Source organism: Rhizobacter sp. AJA081-3 (assembly GCF_017795745.1).
Classification (GTDB): domain Bacteria; phylum Pseudomonadota; class Gammaproteobacteria; order Burkholderiales; family Burkholderiaceae_C; genus Piscinibacter.
This window is the reverse complement of the sequence record NZ_CP059067.1, coordinates 4100586-4117752: the sequence shown is the minus strand read 5'-3', so window position 1 is coordinate 4117752 and position 17167 is coordinate 4100586. Positions and strand designations below refer to the sequence as shown.

Genomic DNA, 17167 nt, shown 5'->3' with positions numbered 1-17167 from the left:
GCCGATCCCGTCTCCTTCGTCGATTCACGGTCTGCCGTAGTGGCCGGCCCATCTTCTTGTCGCTCTCGCTCATGACCATCGAAACACTGCCACAGACCAACACAGGGGAAGCCATGCAAGCCATCCATGTCCCGACCTCCACGCCCGCCGCCAGCGGCTCGCGGGCCCCGTCGACGGCGGCCACGGTGTCGGCTTATCAGGGCTACCAGATCATTCGCCGCAACGGCGCCGTCGTGGCCTTCGAGCCGAACAAGATCGCGGTGGCATTGATGAAGGCTTTCCTGGCGGTCCATGGCACGCAAGGTGCCGCGTCGGCCAGCGTGCGCGAGACAGTCGACGGGCTCACCGAAGCGGTGGTGCGCGCACTGCTGCGTTCGCGCCCGGGTGGCGGCACCTTCCACATCGAGGACGTGCAGGATCACGTCGAGCTCGGCCTGATGCGCGGCGGGCATCACGAGGTCGCGCGGGCCTACGTGCTGTATCGCGAGCGCCGTTCGCAGGAGCGCGCCCGCCAGGTGCAGCGCAGCGCACCGGCAGAGCCGCAGATCCACGTCACCGACAACGGCGTGCGCGTGCCGCTCGACTTCGGCCGGCTGCAGGCGCTGATCGAGTCGGCCTGCGCCGGCCTCGGCGCCGACGTGAAGGCCGATCCGGTGCTGGCCGAGACGCGCCGCAACCTGTACGACGGCGTGCCCATAGGCGAGGTGCACAAGGCGGCCATCCTGGCCGCCCGCACGCTGATCGAGAAGGACCCGGGCTACACGCGCGCCACGGCGCGGCTGCTGCTGCACACGATCCGTCGCGAGATTCTCGGCGAGGAAGTGACCCACGAGCAGATGCACACCCGCTATGCCGACTATTTCCCGGGCTTCATCAAGAAGGGCGTTCAGGCCGAGCTGCTCGACGAGAAGCTGCTGCAGTACGACCTGGCCCGGCTCGGCGCCGCGCTGAAGGTCGACCGAGACCTGCAGTTCGACTATCTCGGCCTGCAGACCCTGTTCGACCGCTACTTCCTGCACATCGACGAAGTCCGCATCGAACTGCCGCAGGCCTTCTTCATGCGCGTGGCCATGGGCCTGGCGCTGAACGAGATCGACCGCGAGGCGCGCGCGATCGAGTTCTACGAAGTGCTCTCGACTTTCGACTTCATGAGTTCTACGCCGACCCTGTTCAATTCGGGTACGCGCCGTTCGCAGCTGTCGAGCTGCTACCTGACGACGGTGGCCGACGATCTCGACGGCATCTACGAGGCGCTGAAGGAGAACGCGCTGCTGTCCAAGTTCGCCGGCGGCCTCGGCAACGACTGGACCAACGTGCGCGCGCTGGGCAGCCACATCAAGGGCACCAATGGCAAGAGCCAGGGCGTGGTGCCGTTCCTGAAGGTGGTCAACGACACCGCCGTCGCCGTGAATCAGGGGGGCAAGCGCAAGGGCGCGGTGTGCGCCTACCTCGAGTCGTGGCACCTCGACTTGGAGGAGTTTCTCGAGCTGCGCAAGAACACGGGCGACGACCGTCGGCGCACGCACGACATGAACACCGCGAACTGGATCCCGGATCTGTTCATGAAGCGGGTGATCGAGGGTGGTGACTGGACCTTGTTCTCGCCGAGCACCTGCCCGGATCTGCACGACAAGTTCGGCCAGGACTTCGAGGACGCTTACCAGCGCTACGAAGCCCGGACGGTCAGCGGCGAGATCAAGCTGTACAAGCGAGTACCCGCGCGCGACCTGTGGCGCAAGATGCTCTCGATGCTGTTCGAGACCGGCCATCCCTGGATCACCTTCAAGGATGCATGCAACGTGCGTTCGCCGCAGCAGCATGTCGGCGTGGTGCATTCGAGCAACCTGTGCACCGAGATCACGCTGAACACCAGCGACACCGAGATCGCGGTGTGCAACCTCGGCTCGGTGAACCTCGCGCACCATCTGAAGGACGGCCAGATCGACCAGGCCAAGCTGAAGAAGACGGTGGCGACGGCGATGCGCATGCTCGACAACGTCATCGACATCAACTACTACGCGGTGAAGAAGGCGCGCGATTCGAACCTGAAGCATCGTCCGGTCGGGCTGGGCATCATGGGCTTCCAGGACGCGCTGCACGAGTTGCGCGTTCCGTACGCATCGGAGGCCGCGGTCGAGTTCGCCGACCGCTCGATGGAGGCCGTGTGCTACCACGCCTACTGGGCATCGACCGAGCTGGCGGCGGAGCGCGGCCGCTACGCCAGCTACCGCGGGTCGCTGTGGGACCGCGGCATCCTGCCGCTGGACTCGCTGGGCCTGCTCGAGCAGCAACGCGGCGGCTATGTCGAGGTGGACCGCAGCGTCTCGATGGACTGGGATGCACTGCGCTCGCGTATCGCCGAGCACGGCATGCGCAATTCGAACTGCGTGGCGATCGCACCGACAGCGACCATCTCGAACATCATCGGCGTGAGTGCATCGATCGAGCCGTCGTTCGGCAACTTGTCGGTGAAGTCGAACCTGTCGGGCGAGTTCACGCTGCTCAACGAGTACCTGGTGCGTGATCTCAAGGCGCTCGGCCTGTGGGACGACGTCATGGTCATGGACCTGAAGCACTTCGACGGCTCGCTGCGCCGCATCGACCGCGTGCCCGAGGATCTGAAGGAGTTGTACGCAACGGCGTTCGAGATCGAGACGCAGTGGCTGGTGGAGGCTGCGGCGCGACGCCAGAAGTGGATCGACCAGGCGCAATCTCTGAACATCTACATGGCCGGCGCATCGGGCAAGAAGCTCGACGAGACCTACAAGCTCGCCTGGCTGCGCGGACTGAAGACGACCTACTACCTGCGCACTGTCGGCGCGACGCACGCCGAGAAGTCGACGGTGAAATCGGGCAAGCTCAACGCCGTGTCCAGCGGTGCGAGCGACGCGGGTACGGTGCAAGGTGCCGTGGCCGCGATCGCGTCGAGCAGCGAGCCTGCCAGCGACATCAAGTTCTGCGCGATCGACGATCCGACCTGCGAAGCTTGTCAGTGAGTCGAGCGGCATTTCGATGCGAGGCAGCAACAAGCACTCGGGCCAAAAGTCAAGAAGTGCTTGGTGTTCCAGCGCAACACTCGGATAATTAGAAAGATCAGGAAGCGACCATGCTTGTTTGGGACGACGAAGTAAAAACCTCCAGATTGCAAAGCGCAGCGAATGCGCTGGGTCACTCATCCTCCGCGCGGCTGCAAGAGCACGCATCCGAGTCGGCTTCGCCGATTCCCGTCGTCGCGACGGTATCGCCGGCGGCCGCCGACCGCCGCGTCAAGGCGGCCGACAAGCGCATCATCAACGGGCAGACCGACGTCAACCAGCTCGTGCCATTCAAGTACAAGTGGGCGTGGGAGAAGTACCTCGCCACTTGTGCGAACCACTGGATGCCGCAAGAGATCAACATGTCGCGCGACATCGCGACCTGGAAGGATCCGAACGGACTGACCGAAGACGAGCGGCGCATCATCAAGCGCAATCTCGGCTTCTTCGTTACTGCCGACTCGCTCGCTGCAAACAACATCGTGCTGGGCAGCTACCGCCACATCACGGCGCCGGAATGCCGCCAGTTCCTGCTACGTCAGGCCTTCGAAGAGGCGATCCACACCCACGCGTATCAGTACATCGTCGAGTCGCTGGGTCTGGACGAAAGCGAGATCTTCAACGCGTACCACGAGATCAAGTCGATCCGCGACAAGGACGAATTCCTGTTGCCGTTCATCGAGCAGATCATGGATCCGGGCTTCAAGACGGGGACGCCTGAGAACGACCAGCGATTGCTGCAGTCCTTGATCGTCTTCGCCTGCCTGATGGAAGGCCTGTTCTTCTACGTCGGCTTCACGCAGATCCTGGCGCTGGGGCGGCAGAACAAGATGACCGGTGCGGCCGAGCAATACCAGTACATCCTGCGCGACGAGTCGATGCACTGTAATTTTGGCATCGACCTCATCAACCAGATCAAGCTGGAAAATCCGCACCTGTGGACGTCCGCCTTCAAGGCCGAGGTAAAGACCTTGTTCCAGAGGGCGGTGGAACTGGAGTATCGCTACGCGGAAGACACCATGCCTCGGGGCGTGCTGGGCATGAACGCGTCGATGTTCAAGGGTTATTTGCGCTACATCGCCAACCGCCGTGCAACGCAGATCGGTCTGGAGGAACTGTTCCCCAACGAGGAGAACCCGTTCCCCTGGATGAGCGAGATGATCGACCTGAAGAAGGAACGCAACTTCTTCGAGACCCGCGTGATCGAGTACCAGTCGGGTGGAGCGTTGTCCTGGGACTGAATGTCCTTCGGATGCAGTCGCTCAGGTCAGTGCGAGAGATCAAGATTCGCGAATCAGGAATGTCTGACGCAGAAGCAGAGTTCGGATTCGCAATGCATTCATCGTATCGGGGCGTCCCTCCTGGACAGACCACGGGCGATGAATAGCCGCAGGAGCCTGGTCAAACGACAGGCAAGAGCGGTTTTTTTTCAACTTGATCAAGGAGAAATGTAATGGCAACTGCAAAGAAGGCTTCGGCCAAGAAGGCTCCGGCGAAGAAGGCCGCTGCGAAGAAGGCTCCGGCGAAGAAGGCCGCTGCGAAGAAGGCTCCGGCGAAGAAGGCCGCTGCGAAGAAGGCTCCGGCGAAGAAGGCCGCTGCGAAGAAGGCTCCGGCGAAGAAGGCCGCTGCGAAGAAGGCTCCGGCGAAGAAGGCCGCTGCGAAGAAGGCTCCGGCGAAGAAGGCCGCTGCGAAGAAGGCTCCGGCGAAGAAGGCCGCTGCGAAGAAGGCTCCGGCGAAGAAGGCCGCTGCGAAGAAGGCGCCCAAGAAGGCTGCTGCGAAGAAGGCTGCCAAGAAGCCTGCTGCGAAGAAGACGCCTGCTGCACCCGCCGCACCTGCGGTATCGACCCCCGCGAAAACGGCACTCAGCCCGCAGGCCGCTTGGCCGTTTCCCACCGGAACGAAGCCCTGATCGGTCGATCTCGTCTAAGGGGCCCCAGTGATGGGGCCCTTTTTTTTGGCTGGTTGAGCCGGCTCGGAGATGCCGATGGTGCTGCCACGCGACACGGGGTGGATGTCGGCTTTCCGGAGTGAAGTGGTGTAGCACCTCTTTGCACAGCTCCGATGACTATCTGACCTGGCCTGTTGAAGCGGCTTCGATCTCAACCCCCAACCGCACCCCGAGGCGATGGATCGCCACCTACAATCTGCATCCCTGGCAAGACCGGAGCAACCTGTGAGTACCGCACCCTGTCTCGTCGGTGTCGTGATGGGCTCGAGCAGCGACTGGGAGACCATGCGACACGCGAGTGAGATCCTCGCCGAGTTCGGCGTGTCTAGCGAGGTGCGCGTTCTCTCGGCGCACCGCATGCCCGACGACATGTTCGCCTATGCGCAATCTGCCGCCGGCCGTGGACTCAGGGCCATCATCGCCGGAGCCGGCGGTGCTGCGCACCTCCCCGGCATGCTCGCGGCAAAGACCACCGTGCCCATTCTTGGTGTGCCGGTGGCCAGCCGCCATCTGAGCGGTGTCGATTCATTGCATTCGATCGTCCAGATGCCCAAGGGCGTTCCCGTTGCCACGTTTGCCATCGGCCATGCAGGCGCGGCCAACGCGGCCTTGTTTGCGGTCGCCATGCTGGCGGGAGAAGACGCGGTACTGCGCGGCAAGCTGGAGGTCTTTCGGGCTCGACAGACCGAGATGGCACGCGCGATGACCGACGAACTGAATCAGGTCGGGCCATGACTACACCTTCGCGCTTCATCGCTCCCGGCGCCACCCTCGGCGTGATGGGCGGCGGCCAGCTCGGCCGGATGTTCGTGCATGCTGCGCAGCAGATGGGTTACTTCACCGCAGTGCTCGATCCCGATCCGGCCAGTCCTGCAGGCCTGGCGGCACACTTCCACATTCAGTCCGACTATCTCGACGAGCAAGGCCTGGCCCAGCTGATGCAGCGAAGCGAAGCCATCACGACCGAGTTCGAGAACGTTCCGGCCGCGGCGCTGATCACGCTCGGCGCCCACCGGCCGGTGGCGCCGGGCGCGGATGCCGTCGCGATCTGCCAGGACCGGTCGCTCGAGAAGGCTCACTTTGGCCGGTGCGGCGTGACCTGTGCGGCGTACTCGGTGATCGAGACGGCAGAGCAGCTCGCCGCTGTCGATGCCGGCAGGCTGCTGCCGGGCATCCTGAAGACGGCGAGATTGGGCTACGACGGCAAAGGGCAAGTGCGCGTGAAGGACGCGGTCGAACTCGCCGCCGCCTGGCAGACGCTGCGCCGCGTGCCTTGCGTGCTCGAACAGCGGCTGGACCTCGCCGATGAGATCAGCGTCATCGTCGCGCGAGCGGCTGACGGAACGGTCGTTCACCTGCCTGTGCAGCACAACCTGCACCGGGACGGCATCCTTGCGGTGACTTGCGTGCCAGCAACAGGCATCGACACGGGGTTGCAGCGCCAGGCGATCGACGCGGCCGGCCGGATCGCCGAGTCGATGGAGTACGTCGGCGTGCTGTGCGTCGAGTTCTTCGTCCTGCGCGACGGCACTCTCGTCGCCAACGAAATGGCACCGCGACCTCATAACTCGGGCCACTACAGCATCGATGCCTGCGATGTCTCGCAGTTCGATCTGCAGGTTCGGGCGCTCACCGGAGCGCCGCTGGTGGCACCTCGGCTGCATTCGCCGGCCGTGATGCTGAATCTGCTGGGCGATCTGTGGTTCCGAAGCGGCGAAACCGAGCGTGCCCCCGATTGGGCTGGCGTGCTGGCCTTGCCGGGCGCGCATCTTCACCTTTACGGGAAGGTGCAGGCGCGCCGTGGCCGCAAGATGGGCCACCTGACCATCACGGCCGAGACAACTGCCCGCGCTCGCGAGTTGGCACTGCAGGCGGCCGCGCTGCTGGGCATCGAGGCATTCTGAATCGTGCTTCTGTCTGGTGATGAACGGTCCGCGATCGAGCGTGCGGCCGACGCCCTGGCCGCCGGAGATCTGGTCGCCTTCCCGACGGAGACCGTCTATGGCCTCGGTGCCCGGGCCGACTCCGACGCCGCCGTCGCCGGCATCTTCGCGCTCAAGGGTCGCCCCAGCGATCACCCGTTGATCGTCCATGTCGCCGATCCGTCCGACGCGCCGGCCTTCGCATCGCGGTGGCCCGATGTGGCCCGGCGCCTGACCGAGTCGTTCTGGCCCGGCCCGCTGACCGTCATCGTGCCGCGTGCTCCTGGCATGGCAGCTGCTGCGGCCGGCGGCCAGGACACCATCGGCCTGCGCTGCCCCTCGCACCCGGTGGCGAAATCATTGCTCGCGGCGGCGCGAGCGCGCGGCGTGCCGGGTGTCGCAGCGCCCAGCGCCAACCGCTTCGGACGCATCAGCCCGACGCGCGCGAGCCACGTGGTCGACGAGTTCGGCGACGGCCTGCTTGTGATCGATGGCGGCGACTGCCAGGTCGGCATCGAATCCGCCATCGTCGACTGTTCAGGAACCCGTCCGGTACTGCTGCGCCCAGGGCAACTCGGCCGCGAACGGCTCGAAGCCGCTGCCGGTGTGGCGATGGGCGAGCCCGATGCCCAATCGCCGCGCGCCTCCGGTACGCTCGAAGCGCACTATGCGCCGCGCGCCAGGCTTCGCCTGATGCCGACGGCATTGCTGAATACGGCGTTGCAGATGCTCGGCGACAGTGCCCTGAAGCTGGCGGTATATTCGCGCAGCGTCCGGCTGCCGCCGGGGTCGCTGCTGCGATGGCGCGCCATGCCCGGCGACCCGGACCGTGCCGCCCACGAACTCTTTGCCACGCTGCGTGAACTCGACGCCGAAGGCCCGGATCTCATCTGGGTGGAGGAGCCCCCGCCGCTGCCGGCGTGGGATGGCGTGCGCGATCGCCTGAATCGCGCCGCAGCAGCCTGATGCGCGCCGGTCTCGACGGCGTGCCCGAACACTTTCTGGAGCCCTGATGAATCTGCTGGTGAATAGCCCCCGACGCGCCATGCTGGCGCTGCTGCTCGGCACTGCGGCCTTGCTCGCCTCCTGCGGCGGCGGCACCCAGGTCGAGCCCTTCCAGCCGACGCGCGTGCTGGCCTTCGGCGACGAGAACAGCGTCATCACCGCGCAGGGGCGCAAGTACACGGTGAACGGCCTGAAGACCGATGCCAATGGCGTCAAGACGCTTGACTGCGACATCAACGCCCTGTGGGTGCAACGCCTGGCCTCCGGCTTCGGCTTGCTGTTTCCCGACTGCAACCCGAATGCCGTGGCCGATTTGCGCAGCCGCATCTACGCGCAGGCCGGAACCAAGGTCGCCGACCTCGCCGTACAGGTCGATCAGCACCTGGCCACCGACACCTTCTCGGGCAAGGACCTCGTCACGCTCTTGACCGGGCAGAACGACGTGCTCGAACAGTATGCGCAGTACCCTGGCGTGCCGAAGGCCCAGCTGCTGTCGAACGTGTACGAGGCCGGCCTGGCGCTTGCGCGGCAGGTCAGCCGCATCGCAGACGCCGGTGGCAAGGTGCTGGTGTCCACCGTGCCCGACCTCGCCTATTCGCCGTTCGCGATTGCCGAAAACACCGATACCGGAGACAACACGCGTGGCGCGCTGCTGGGCGAACTGGTCGCCAAGTTCAACGAGGGCTTGCGCGTGGGCATCGCCCAGGAGTCGGGCGAACAGGTCGCGATCATGCTGACCGACGAACTGGTGCAGGCCATGGCCAAGTTCCCGGTCAGCTACGGTGGCATGACAAACGTCATCGCTCCGGTGTGCGACAAGACGCTGGCCGCCACTGTCGACCTGTGCACCACCGACACGCTGGTGACCGGTGGCGACGCGCTCAAGTACCTTTGGGCCGACGACAGACATCTCAGCCCGAACGGACACGTCTACCTCGGCTCCCTGGCCGCCAATCGGTCGCGCGCGAACCCGTTCTGACGGTCGTCAATGACTCTATGCGCGCGTCGGGTTTCCCCGGCAGCGTCGAGGGCGGACACGCACCTATAGTGGCTGTCACAAAATAGAACGAGCGTTCTATTTTGGTCGATTCCACAAGAGGTGTGCATGAAGCTCATTCGAAACCTGGCGCCGCTGGCGCTCTCGGCCCTGCTGCTCGCGGCCTGCGGCGGCGGCGATCCCTATGTGCCCGGGTCGGGGTCGCCCGCGGGCGCACCCACCAGCAAGGGCAATTTCACGGCCATCGTGTCCTTCGGCACGAGCCCGAGCGATCTGGGCACGTACACGCCAGCGACCGCGATTCCCAACATCGGAACCATCGGCGGCAAGTTCACGACCAACAGTGCGACCGGTACCGTGTGGGTGGAAAATTTCGCCGCTTCGATCGGCGTCATCATCACGCCGGCCGAAGTTGGCTTCAACGGCCAGTCGGTCAAGTGTCCTGCCGCCGCCAACCCGGCATTGGTCAGAACCTGCACCGGCTATGCCCAGGGGGGCGCGCGCGTGACCGACCCGAACGGCGTCGGCCACGACCCGGTCAGCGGGCTCGGCGCACTGACGGTGCCCGTGACGCAGCAGATCGACAATCACCTCGCCAACCCCACCTTCGGCGGCCGCTTCAGCGACACCGACCTGATCTTCGTCGAGGGCGGCCTGAACGACCTGTTCGTGCAGATGCAGATCTTCGGCGCGGCCGCGGGGCAGATCCAGGCCCAGGCCGGCAGTGGCGCCATCAGCGTCGACGAGGCGAATCGCCAGCTCTTCGCCGCGCAGACCGCTGCGCAAGAGGCCATGAAGACGGCCGCGCTCGAACTGGCGGCCGCCGTACGCACGAAGATCCTTGCCCACGGCGGCAAGTACGTTGCCGTGGCGACCATCCCCGATCTTGCGAACACGCCGTTCGGCAACAGCCCGGCGGTGGCGCCTGCGCGCTCGGTGCTGATCGCCCTGTCGTCCACCTTCAATGTGTGGCTGCGCGAGGGGCTGACCAACCAGCCGGTGAAGATCCTCGACCTCTACAACTTCTTCAACGCGGTCGTCGCGAGCCCCACCACCTACGGCATGGACAACGTGACGACGCCCGCCTGCGACGTCGCGAAGATCAGCACGATCACCGGGGGCCAGGCCGCGACCGGTTCCTCGCTGTTCTGCAACAGCACGCCCAACGTCATCTACAACACCTTGCTGACCACGCCCACGGCGGCAAACGACACGACCTGGCTCTTCGCGGACGACGTGCATCCGACCAAGGGCGGCCACAAGCTGCTCAGCGACATCGCCACGCAGCAGCTGCAGGCCTTTGGCTGGATCTGAGTTCAAGGCACCCCAGGAGACACAACATGAACATCAAGATCCAATTGCTCGCTGCGGCGGTGCTCGTCGCCGGTGCTGCGAGCGTGGCGCAGGCCCAGGAAAACACCTTCAAGATTGGCGCGATCCGCTACACGACGAACTCGAAGACCAACGGAATCCAGGGTGCCGGCGTGCCGCCCGGCGCCGATGCCGAAACTGGTGATGCGACCACGCTGCTGCTGACCTACGAGCGTGCGCTGACACCCAACATCGGCGTCGAACTCGTCATCGGCATCCCGCCGAAGATCACCGCCAAGGCCACCGGCACGGTGGCCTTCCTCGGCGACGACGTGCTGTCGGCGAAGAACGTTGCACCGACGGTGCTGGTCAACTACCACTTCGGCGCGCCCGGCGACGCCTGGCGGCCATATGCCGGCGCTGGCATTAACTACACCAAGTTCGTCAGTGTGAAGTCCAAGCTCGCGCCCGACGTCGAGATGAGCGACTCGACCGGTCTGGCCGTGCAACTGGGCATCGACTACTCGCCGTCCAAGGACTGGGGCCTGTTCGCCAGCATCGCCAAGGTGCAGACGAAGTCCAAGCTCGTCGCGGCCGGCGCCACGGTGTTGACCACCGAGATCGACTTTCGTCCGACGACCTACTCGTTCGGCGTGTCGTACCGCTTCTGACGGCTGCCGGTGTGAGGCGGCCGCCTCAGCGGCCGCCGCCTCGCCCGAGCACGATCTTCATCGTCAGGATGCAGGCGGCCAGCGCCAGCGTGATGAAGTTCGCCACGATCACCGGCCAGGCGCCGAGCATCACGCCGTAGACCATCCACAGCAGCACGCCCAGCGTGAAGGCGCTGTACATGCTCAGCGAGATTCCGCTCACGTCGCGCGTCTGGAAGGTGTGCCAGACCTGCGGTACGAAGGACAGGGTGGTCAGCGTCGCGGCGAGGTAGCCGAGCCAGTCCATGGCGCTCACGGAAGAGATCATGGCGTACTTCAGTTCTGTATGTCCGAATGCACCGGCGAGCTGCCGGCGTCGTTGATGGCCCATTGCACCAGCGCGTCGATCGCCGGGCGCGCGGCGCCGGCGTTCGGGTGGTTGACCACGGCCACCACCACGTAGCGCCGGCCGTTGTTCGCCAGCACGTAGCCGGCCACGCCGGACACGTCGCGCAGCGAGCCGGTCTTCAGGTGCGCGCGCCCCGGCGTGGCCTTCGAGCGAATCAGCGTGCCATCGGTGCCCGACACCGGCAGCGAGGCCATCAGCTCCGGCATCACCGGGCTCGCCCAGGCCGACTGCAGCAGCCGCGCGAGCTGCTGCGCCGACAGCCGTGTCTCGCGCGACAGGCCCGAACCGTTGTCGATCACCACGCCGTCGGACGCGCGCCCGAGGCGTTCGCTCAACCAGCGCCGCAGCACCTCGCGCGAGGCCTCGGGCGAGCCCGAGCCGCCGCGGTTCAGCCCCAGGGTGAGGAAGAGCTGCTGCGCCATCACGTTGTTGCTGAACTTGTTGATCTCCCGCACCACCTCCGACAAGGCCGGCGACACGCTGGTGAACGCCGGGGCCGTGCCGGGAGCGGTACCGTCACGGACGCTGCCGCCGAGCTTGCCGCCCATCTCGCGCCACAGCGCGCTGACCATGCGGTCGTTGTAGCTGCGCGGGTCGGCATACGCGACCGGCCACGACTTCTCGCCGCACGCGGCCGGGAAGCTGCCTGCCAGGCGCAGCCGGGTCGGGTCGCTGAAGTCGGCCTTGAGTTCGCCGCGCCAGTCGTTGCAGAGGCCTGCGCCCAGTGGCACGCTGCTGTCGGCCTGCACGCCGGCCAGCGGCGGGTCCACGCCGACCAGCGCCACACCGCGCGCGGCATCCGGCGTGAAGCTCAACAGCACCGAGCGGTAGGCGAGCAGCAGCGCGTCGGCGCGCACGTTGTACGGGCGCAGCGGTTCGCCGTCGAAGTCGGCCGGGTTCTGCTCGGGCACGCTGAAGGCGCTGCGGTCGAGCACGATGTCGCCCTTGATCTCACGCACACCCAGCTGCTGCACGCGGCGCAGCAGCAGCCACAGGCGCTCGGGCACCAGCTTCGGGTCGCCGCTGCCCTTGATGACGAGGTTGCCGTCGAGCACGCCGTCGGTGATGCTGCCCTGCAGCCACACCGGTGTCGACCAGGTCCAGGCCGGGCCGAGCAGGTCGAGCGCGGCATAGGTGGTGAGCAGCTTGGTCAGCGAGGCCGGATTGACCGGCACGTCGGCGCGCCAACCCAGCCGCATGCGCGTGCTGCCAACCTCCTGGACCACCACGACGAGCGACTCGGGCGGCAGCTTGGCACGCTCCAGCGCGGCATAGATCTCGGGCGGCAATCGGGCCGCCGCGGCGCCGGCGACCAGGACCAAGCCGGCTGCGAGCAGGGAACGCAGAAACGCTTGAAAAGGCATGCCGCGATGATCGCATGCACACCCGGGTGCCGCCGGGCCTTGGCCTAAACTCGATGGCATGACTTGCCTGCTGTCCATCGACAGTTCCACCGAGCGGATGTGCATCTCGCTGAGCCGCGGCACCGACACCGTCGTGTTCGAGGGCGAGGGTGGTGCGCAGGCTTCGGCCAGGCTGCTGCCGGAAGTGCTGTCGCTGCTGCAGCGCGCCGGCTGCACGCTGCGCGAGGTCGATGCCATCGGCTTCGGCTGCGGCCCGGGGGCCTTCACCGGCTTGCGCAGCGCGTGTTCGGTGGCGCAAGGGCTGGCGCTGGGCGCGGGCAAGCCGGTGCTGGCGCTGGACAGCCTGCTGCTGGTCGCGCAGGACGCGCTCGACGAGCTCGGATCGGCCGCCGCCGACTGCTGGGTGGCGATGGACGCGCGCATGGACGAGGTCTATGCAGCGCACTACCGCCGCGAGGGCGAGCGCTGGCATGTCGCCCACGCACCGATGCTGTGTCGCCTCGAAGAACTCCATGCGTGCTGGTCGGAGGTGCCGCCCAGCTTCATCGCCGGCAGCGCCCTCGCGGCCTTCGGCGAGCGCCTTCACACTGGCACTGCCCGCCTGCGCCCGGCCACGCGATCACGTGCCGCTGCGCTGGCGCGCCTGGCCGAAGCCGCCTGGCGCGAAGGCGCTGCGGTCGATGCCGCGCTGGCCTTGCCGGTCTACCTGCGCGACAAGGTCGCGCAGACCACGGCCGAGCGCGCTGCGGCACGCGCTGAGAGCCTCGCCGCGACCACCGCCCCATGAGCGCCCAGCCGCAAGCTCTGCAGCGCCTGCTGCTGCCGATGACGCCGCTGCAGCTCGACGCGGTGATGGCCATCGAAACCGAGGCCTATGCCTTCCCGTGGAGCCGCGGGAACTTCGTCGACTCGATCGCTTCGGGCTACGCCGCCAGCGTGCTCTACGACGGCGAGGGCCGCATCCTCGGCTACTTCGTCGCCATGGCCGGCGTCGACGAGATGCATCTGCTCAACATCACCGTGGCGCCGCAGGCTCAGCATCGCGGTCACGCGCTGTACATGCTCGATGCGCTCGTCGACTTGTGCCTGGCCCGCGGCGCCGTGCAATTGTGGCTCGAGGTGCGCGAGACCAACGCGCGCGCCCGCGCCATCTACCTGCGCCGTGGATTCGTCCATGTCGGCGTGCGCAGGGGTTACTACCCCGCGCCGCAAGGCCGGCGCGAAGACGCGGCGGTGATGAGCCTGGCCATTCCGGGAGGCGCCGATGGGCTGGACTGAACGCCAGCGCGCGATGCTCGACGAGATGGGGGTCCGTCTCTGGGCGCCTCCAGAGACGCAGACGCTGCCGGCGCCAGTGGACGCCCCGCACCCTCCCGCCGTGCGGGGGGACGGCGCGGCGGTGGCCGTGCCACGACCTGGCGGCGGCCGACCCGTCGGCGTCGAAGCCATGGACTGGCCGGCGTTGCGCGAGGCGGTGGTGAACTGCAGCGCCTGCAAGCTCTGCCAGGGGCGCCGACAGACGGTGTTCGGCGTGGGCCACCCCCACGCACACTGGATGGTCGTCGGCGAGGCGCCGGGCGAGCAGGAAGACCGGCAGGGCGAGCCCTTCGTCGGCAAGTCCGGGCAACTGCTCGACAACATGTTGCGTGCCATCGGCCTGACGCGCGCGCAGGCTGAACCGGCGCAGCAGGTCTACATTGCCAACACCATCAAGTGCCGGCCGCCGGGCAACCGCAATCCGGAGCCCGAAGAGCTGGCGCAATGCGAGCCCTTCCTGATCCGGCAGGTCGAGCTGGTGAAGCCGAAGATCATCCTCGCGATGGGGCGCTTCGCCGTGCAGAGCCTGCTGCGCAGCAATGAGCCGATCGGCCGCCTGCGCGGCCGCGTGCACCGCTACCAGGGCGTGCCCCTCATTGTCACCTACCACCCGGCCTACCTGCTGCGCAACCTCGAGGACAAGTCGCGGGCCTGGGACGACCTGTGCCTGGCCCTGCAGACGCTCAAGGCGGTCGACGCGCCATGAGCGCACGCCGGCTCGCCGCGGTCGACCGTGCGGCCTGGGATGCGCTGCCGGGCATGGTCGTTCTGCTCGATGCGGCCGGCGACGCGCTGCACGTCAACACGGCGCTGGCGGCCTTTGCGCGGCGCGAGCCTGCGCGGCTGCTCGGCCGCTCGTGGCAGGAACTGCTCGACGCAGACAGCCGTCGTCAACTGATCGAGCGTCTCGCGGGTCGGCAGGACTTCGCCGTCTTGCTGCCCTGGGCCGGCGCCGGTGGCGAGACGGCCTGGGTCGAGTGGTCGGGCCGCTGGCGCGCCGACACCCGGCAGTGTCTGTGCCTGCTGCACGACGCCAGCGCAGGCAGGCGGGCCGAGAGCGAGGCACGCGCGCAGGCCAGCCTGTTCCGGCTGCTCGCCGACAACGTGCCGGTGCTGATCGCCTACTACCGCGCCAGCGATTTCCAGTGCCAGTTCGCCAACAAGGCCTATGCGCGCACCTTCGGCACCGACGAGAACGCCATCGTCGGCAAGACCTTCGCAGACGTGATCGGCAAGGTGGCTTCCGAGCAGATCCAGCCCATGGTCGAGCTGATGATCCTGCATCAGCAGGCCGCCTCGTACGAGCGGCAGCTGCCGCAGCCCGACGGCAGCACACGCTTCATCGAGGTCCACCTGCTGCCGCACGTCGGCGAGCAGGGCCAGACCATCGGCGCCTTCGTGCTCATCTCCGACATCACCAAGCACCGCCTGGCAGAGCGCGCGGTGCGCGAGTCCGAGGAGCGGCTGGCCAAGTTCATGCAGGCTAGCGCCGAAGGCATCGTGTTCCACAAGGACGGCTTCATCACCGACGCCAACCCGCCGCTGTGCGCGCTGATCGGCTACACGTTGCCCGAGTTGCTGGGCCGCCCGACGCTGGACTTCGTCGCCCCCGAGCATGTGGCGCGCGTGGCCACGGTGATGGCCGCCGGGCAGGAGACCGCCTACGAGAGTGCGGTGATCGACAAGGCGGGCCGGCGCATCGCGGTGGAGTTCATCGTGCGCACGATGCTGCGCGGCGGCGAACGCATGCGCATGACCATCGTGCGCGACATCCGCGACCGCCAGGCGGCACAGGCACGCATCCACCACCTCGCCCACCACGACGCGCTGACCGGCCTGCCCAACCGCATGTCGTTCATGGAGCAGCTGCAGCACCACATGGCCGCCGCCGAATCGGAGGGAACGCGGCTGGCGCTGCTGTTCATCGACCTCGACCACTTCAAGCGCGTCAACGACTCGCTCGGCCATCTGGTGGGCGACACGCTGCTGCGCACGGTGTCGGCGCGCATCCAGGCCAGCCTGCGCGCCACCGACGTGGTGGCGCGCTTCGGTGGCGACGAGTTCATGGTGCTGCTGCACGGCGGGCCTTCGCAGGACCAGCAGCACGACGATGTCGACGAGGTGGCGCGCAAGCTGCTGGCTGCGATCGAGGTGCCGGTCAATGCCGAGGGCCGGCCGATCTCGGTGACGCCCTCGATCGGCGTGGCCTTCTTCCCCGGCGACGCGAGCACGCCCGACGAGCTGATCAAGAACGCCGACAGTGCGATGTACCTGGCCAAGTCGCGCGGCCGTGCCAACCACCAGTGTTTCGACCGCGGCATGGCCGACAGCGCCTATGCCGCGCTGGTGCTCGAGGGCCAGCTCGCGCACGCGCTCGATCGCGGCGAGTTCGAGCTCTACTTCCAGCCGCAGGTGCGCCTGCGCGACGACCGGCTGGTCGCCTGCGAGGCCCTGCTGCGCTGGAACCACCCCGAGCGCGGCCTGCTGCTGCCCGACCAGTTCATCCCGGTGGCCGAACGCCAGCGCCTGATGCTGCCGATCGGCCAGTGGGCGATGAAGGAGGCCGCCCGCTGCGCACTGCGCTGGCATGCGATGGGTCTGGGCATCTCGCCGGTGGCGGTGAACCTGTCCACGGTTCAGTTCCAGTCGGTCGGCTTCGTCGAGGCGGTGGCACAGGTGCTGGCCGAAGACGGCGATGCGCGCCAGGCGGCCAGCCTGCTCGAGCTCGAACTGACCGAGCGCATGCTGATGGACGATCTCGGCGAGGTGAAGCACCGCCTGCTGCGCCTGAAGGCACTGGGCCTGGGCATCGCGGTGGACGACTTCGGCACCGGCTACTCGTCACTCGGCCATCTGAAGGAACTGCCGATCGACAAGATCAAGATCGACCGCTCCTTCGTGCACGACCTGCCGGGCAACCGCGACTCGGCGGCGATCAGCCGCGCCATCGTGCAGCTGGGCCTGAGCCTGGGCCTGTCGGTCATCGCCGAGGGCGTGGAGACCGAGGCACAGCGGCAGTTCCTCGCGCAGCAGGGCTGCGAGCAGATCCAGGGCCTGCTGATCGGCGCGGCCATGCCGGCTGCTGCCTTCGAGGCCTGGGTACGGCAGCGGCGGGAGGACGAGCGCCGCAACTGACACGATTCGAGCTCAAGGACTCAGGAAGACACGAGCGCCATTGGCGGCTCGCGGCCCGTTGCGGACTTCGTGGG

At 67.0% G+C, this 17167-nt stretch carries 15 protein-coding genes; 13 read left to right on the top strand and 2 right to left on the bottom strand.

From position 1 onward, the window contains the following. The first annotated feature begins 113 nt into the window (after positions 1 to 113). From HZ992_RS19430 to HZ992_RS19390, 9 genes are all read left to right on the top strand, one after another. On the top strand, positions 114 to 2996 hold the full coding sequence (locus HZ992_RS19430) for a ribonucleoside-diphosphate reductase subunit alpha (protein ID WP_209383463.1): 2883 nt from the start codon (positions 114 to 116) through the stop codon (positions 2994 to 2996). Between the two features lie 110 nt (positions 2997 to 3106). Continuing rightward, positions 3107 to 4276, top strand: a complete 1170-nt coding sequence (locus HZ992_RS19425) for a ribonucleotide-diphosphate reductase subunit beta (protein ID WP_209383462.1) — start codon at positions 3107 to 3109, stop codon at positions 4274 to 4276. A gap of 212 nt (positions 4277 to 4488) precedes the next feature. Beyond that, positions 4489 to 4944: a histone H1-like DNA-binding protein gene (locus HZ992_RS19420; protein ID WP_209383461.1), complete on the top strand. Its 456-nt coding sequence runs from the start codon at positions 4489 to 4491 to the stop codon at positions 4942 to 4944. A gap of 297 nt (positions 4945 to 5241) precedes the next feature. After that, positions 5242 to 5718 carry a 5-(carboxyamino)imidazole ribonucleotide mutase gene (gene purE / locus HZ992_RS19415; RefSeq protein ID WP_245213516.1) on the top strand — a complete coding sequence of 159 codons (477 nt, stop codon included), beginning with the start codon at positions 5242 to 5244 and terminating at the stop codon, positions 5716 to 5718. After that, positions 5715 to 6887, top strand: coding sequence for a 5-(carboxyamino)imidazole ribonucleotide synthase (locus tag HZ992_RS19410; protein WP_209383459.1), 1173 nt, complete (start codon positions 5715 to 5717; stop codon positions 6885 to 6887). Before purE ends, HZ992_RS19410 begins: the two co-directional genes overlap by 4 nt. 3 nt (positions 6888 to 6890) lie before the next feature. After that, the gene (locus HZ992_RS19405) at positions 6891 to 7871 is read left to right on the top strand and encodes an L-threonylcarbamoyladenylate synthase (protein WP_245213126.1); all 981 of its coding nucleotides are present in this window, start codon (positions 6891 to 6893) and stop codon (positions 7869 to 7871) included. A 46-nt stretch (positions 7872 to 7917) separates the two neighbouring features. After that, a complete protein-coding gene (locus HZ992_RS19400) occupies positions 7918 to 8889 on the top strand; it encodes an SGNH/GDSL hydrolase family protein (protein ID WP_209383458.1) in 972 nt (323 codons plus the stop codon). 126 nt (positions 8890 to 9015) lie between these two features. Further along, a complete protein-coding gene (locus HZ992_RS19395; RefSeq protein ID WP_209383457.1) occupies positions 9016 to 10221 on the top strand; it encodes an SGNH/GDSL hydrolase family protein in 1206 nt (401 codons plus the stop codon). A 26-nt stretch (positions 10222 to 10247) separates the two neighbouring features. Continuing rightward, positions 10248 to 10889, top strand: a complete 642-nt coding sequence (locus HZ992_RS19390) for an OmpW/AlkL family protein (protein WP_209383456.1) — start codon at positions 10248 to 10250, stop codon at positions 10887 to 10889. Between the two features lie 25 nt (positions 10890 to 10914). Here the strand turns inward: HZ992_RS19390 and HZ992_RS19385 are convergent, their stop codons facing one another. Continuing rightward, positions 10915 to 11196, bottom strand: coding sequence for a SemiSWEET transporter (locus tag HZ992_RS19385; protein ID WP_245213124.1), 282 nt, complete (start codon positions 11194 to 11196; stop codon positions 10915 to 10917). Positions 11197 to 11204: 8 nt separating this feature from the next. Further along, positions 11205 to 12599 (bottom strand): D-alanyl-D-alanine carboxypeptidase/D-alanyl-D-alanine endopeptidase, encoded by a 1395-nt coding sequence (gene dacB / locus HZ992_RS19380; RefSeq protein ID WP_371816755.1) that lies wholly within the window; start codon positions 12597 to 12599, stop codon positions 11205 to 11207. A gap of 100 nt (positions 12600 to 12699) precedes the next feature. Between dacB and tsaB the strand changes: the two genes are divergently transcribed. Genes tsaB through HZ992_RS19360 form a run of 4 tightly spaced genes read left to right on the top strand, consistent with a single transcriptional unit; the run spans position 12700 to position 17093 of the window. Continuing rightward, positions 12700 to 13428: a tRNA (adenosine(37)-N6)-threonylcarbamoyltransferase complex dimerization subunit type 1 TsaB gene (gene tsaB, locus HZ992_RS19375; protein ID WP_209383454.1), complete on the top strand. Its 729-nt coding sequence runs from the start codon at positions 12700 to 12702 to the stop codon at positions 13426 to 13428. Continuing rightward, on the top strand, positions 13425 to 13919 hold the full coding sequence (rimI, locus tag HZ992_RS19370) for a ribosomal protein S18-alanine N-acetyltransferase (RefSeq protein WP_209383453.1): 495 nt from the start codon (positions 13425 to 13427) through the stop codon (positions 13917 to 13919). Before tsaB ends, rimI begins: the two co-directional genes overlap by 4 nt. Further along, a complete protein-coding gene (locus tag HZ992_RS19365) occupies positions 13906 to 14664 on the top strand; it encodes a uracil-DNA glycosylase (RefSeq protein WP_209383452.1) in 759 nt (252 codons plus the stop codon). Before rimI ends, HZ992_RS19365 begins: the two co-directional genes overlap by 14 nt. Next, the gene (locus HZ992_RS19360; RefSeq protein WP_245213121.1) at positions 14661 to 17093 is read left to right on the top strand and encodes a sensor domain-containing protein; all 2433 of its coding nucleotides are present in this window, start codon (positions 14661 to 14663) and stop codon (positions 17091 to 17093) included. Before HZ992_RS19365 ends, HZ992_RS19360 begins: the two co-directional genes overlap by 4 nt. Positions 17094 to 17167: the final 74 nt, after the last annotated feature.

What these genes read in the sequence shown, in the direction of transcription:
- HZ992_RS19430 (WP_209383463.1), top strand. Translation starts at nt 114, where the DNA reads ATGCAAGCCATCCATGTCCCGACCTCCACGCCCGCCGCCAGCGGCTCG.
- HZ992_RS19425 (WP_209383462.1), top strand. Translation starts at nt 3,107, where the DNA reads ATGCTTGTTTGGGACGACGAAGTAAAAACCTCCAGATTGCAAAGCGCA.
- HZ992_RS19420 (WP_209383461.1), top strand. Translation starts at nt 4,489, where the DNA reads ATGGCAACTGCAAAGAAGGCTTCGGCCAAGAAGGCTCCGGCGAAGAAG.
- purE (WP_245213516.1), top strand. Translation starts at nt 5,242, where the DNA reads ATGGGCTCGAGCAGCGACTGGGAGACCATGCGACACGCGAGTGAGATC.
- HZ992_RS19410 (WP_209383459.1), top strand. Translation starts at nt 5,715, where the DNA reads ATGACTACACCTTCGCGCTTCATCGCTCCCGGCGCCACCCTCGGCGTG.
- HZ992_RS19400 (WP_209383458.1), top strand. Translation starts at nt 7,918, where the DNA reads ATGAATCTGCTGGTGAATAGCCCCCGACGCGCCATGCTGGCGCTGCTG.
- HZ992_RS19395 (WP_209383457.1), top strand. Translation starts at nt 9,016, where the DNA reads ATGAAGCTCATTCGAAACCTGGCGCCGCTGGCGCTCTCGGCCCTGCTG.
- HZ992_RS19390 (WP_209383456.1), top strand. Translation starts at nt 10,248, where the DNA reads ATGAACATCAAGATCCAATTGCTCGCTGCGGCGGTGCTCGTCGCCGGT.
- HZ992_RS19385 (WP_245213124.1), bottom strand. Translation starts at nt 11,196, where the DNA reads ATGATCTCTTCCGTGAGCGCCATGGACTGGCTCGGCTACCTCGCCGCG.
- tsaB (WP_209383454.1), top strand. Translation starts at nt 12,700, where the DNA reads ATGACTTGCCTGCTGTCCATCGACAGTTCCACCGAGCGGATGTGCATC.
- rimI (WP_209383453.1), top strand. Translation starts at nt 13,425, where the DNA reads ATGAGCGCCCAGCCGCAAGCTCTGCAGCGCCTGCTGCTGCCGATGACG.
- HZ992_RS19365 (WP_209383452.1), top strand. Translation starts at nt 13,906, where the DNA reads ATGGGCTGGACTGAACGCCAGCGCGCGATGCTCGACGAGATGGGGGTC.
- HZ992_RS19360 (WP_245213121.1), top strand. Translation starts at nt 14,661, where the DNA reads ATGAGCGCACGCCGGCTCGCCGCGGTCGACCGTGCGGCCTGGGATGCG.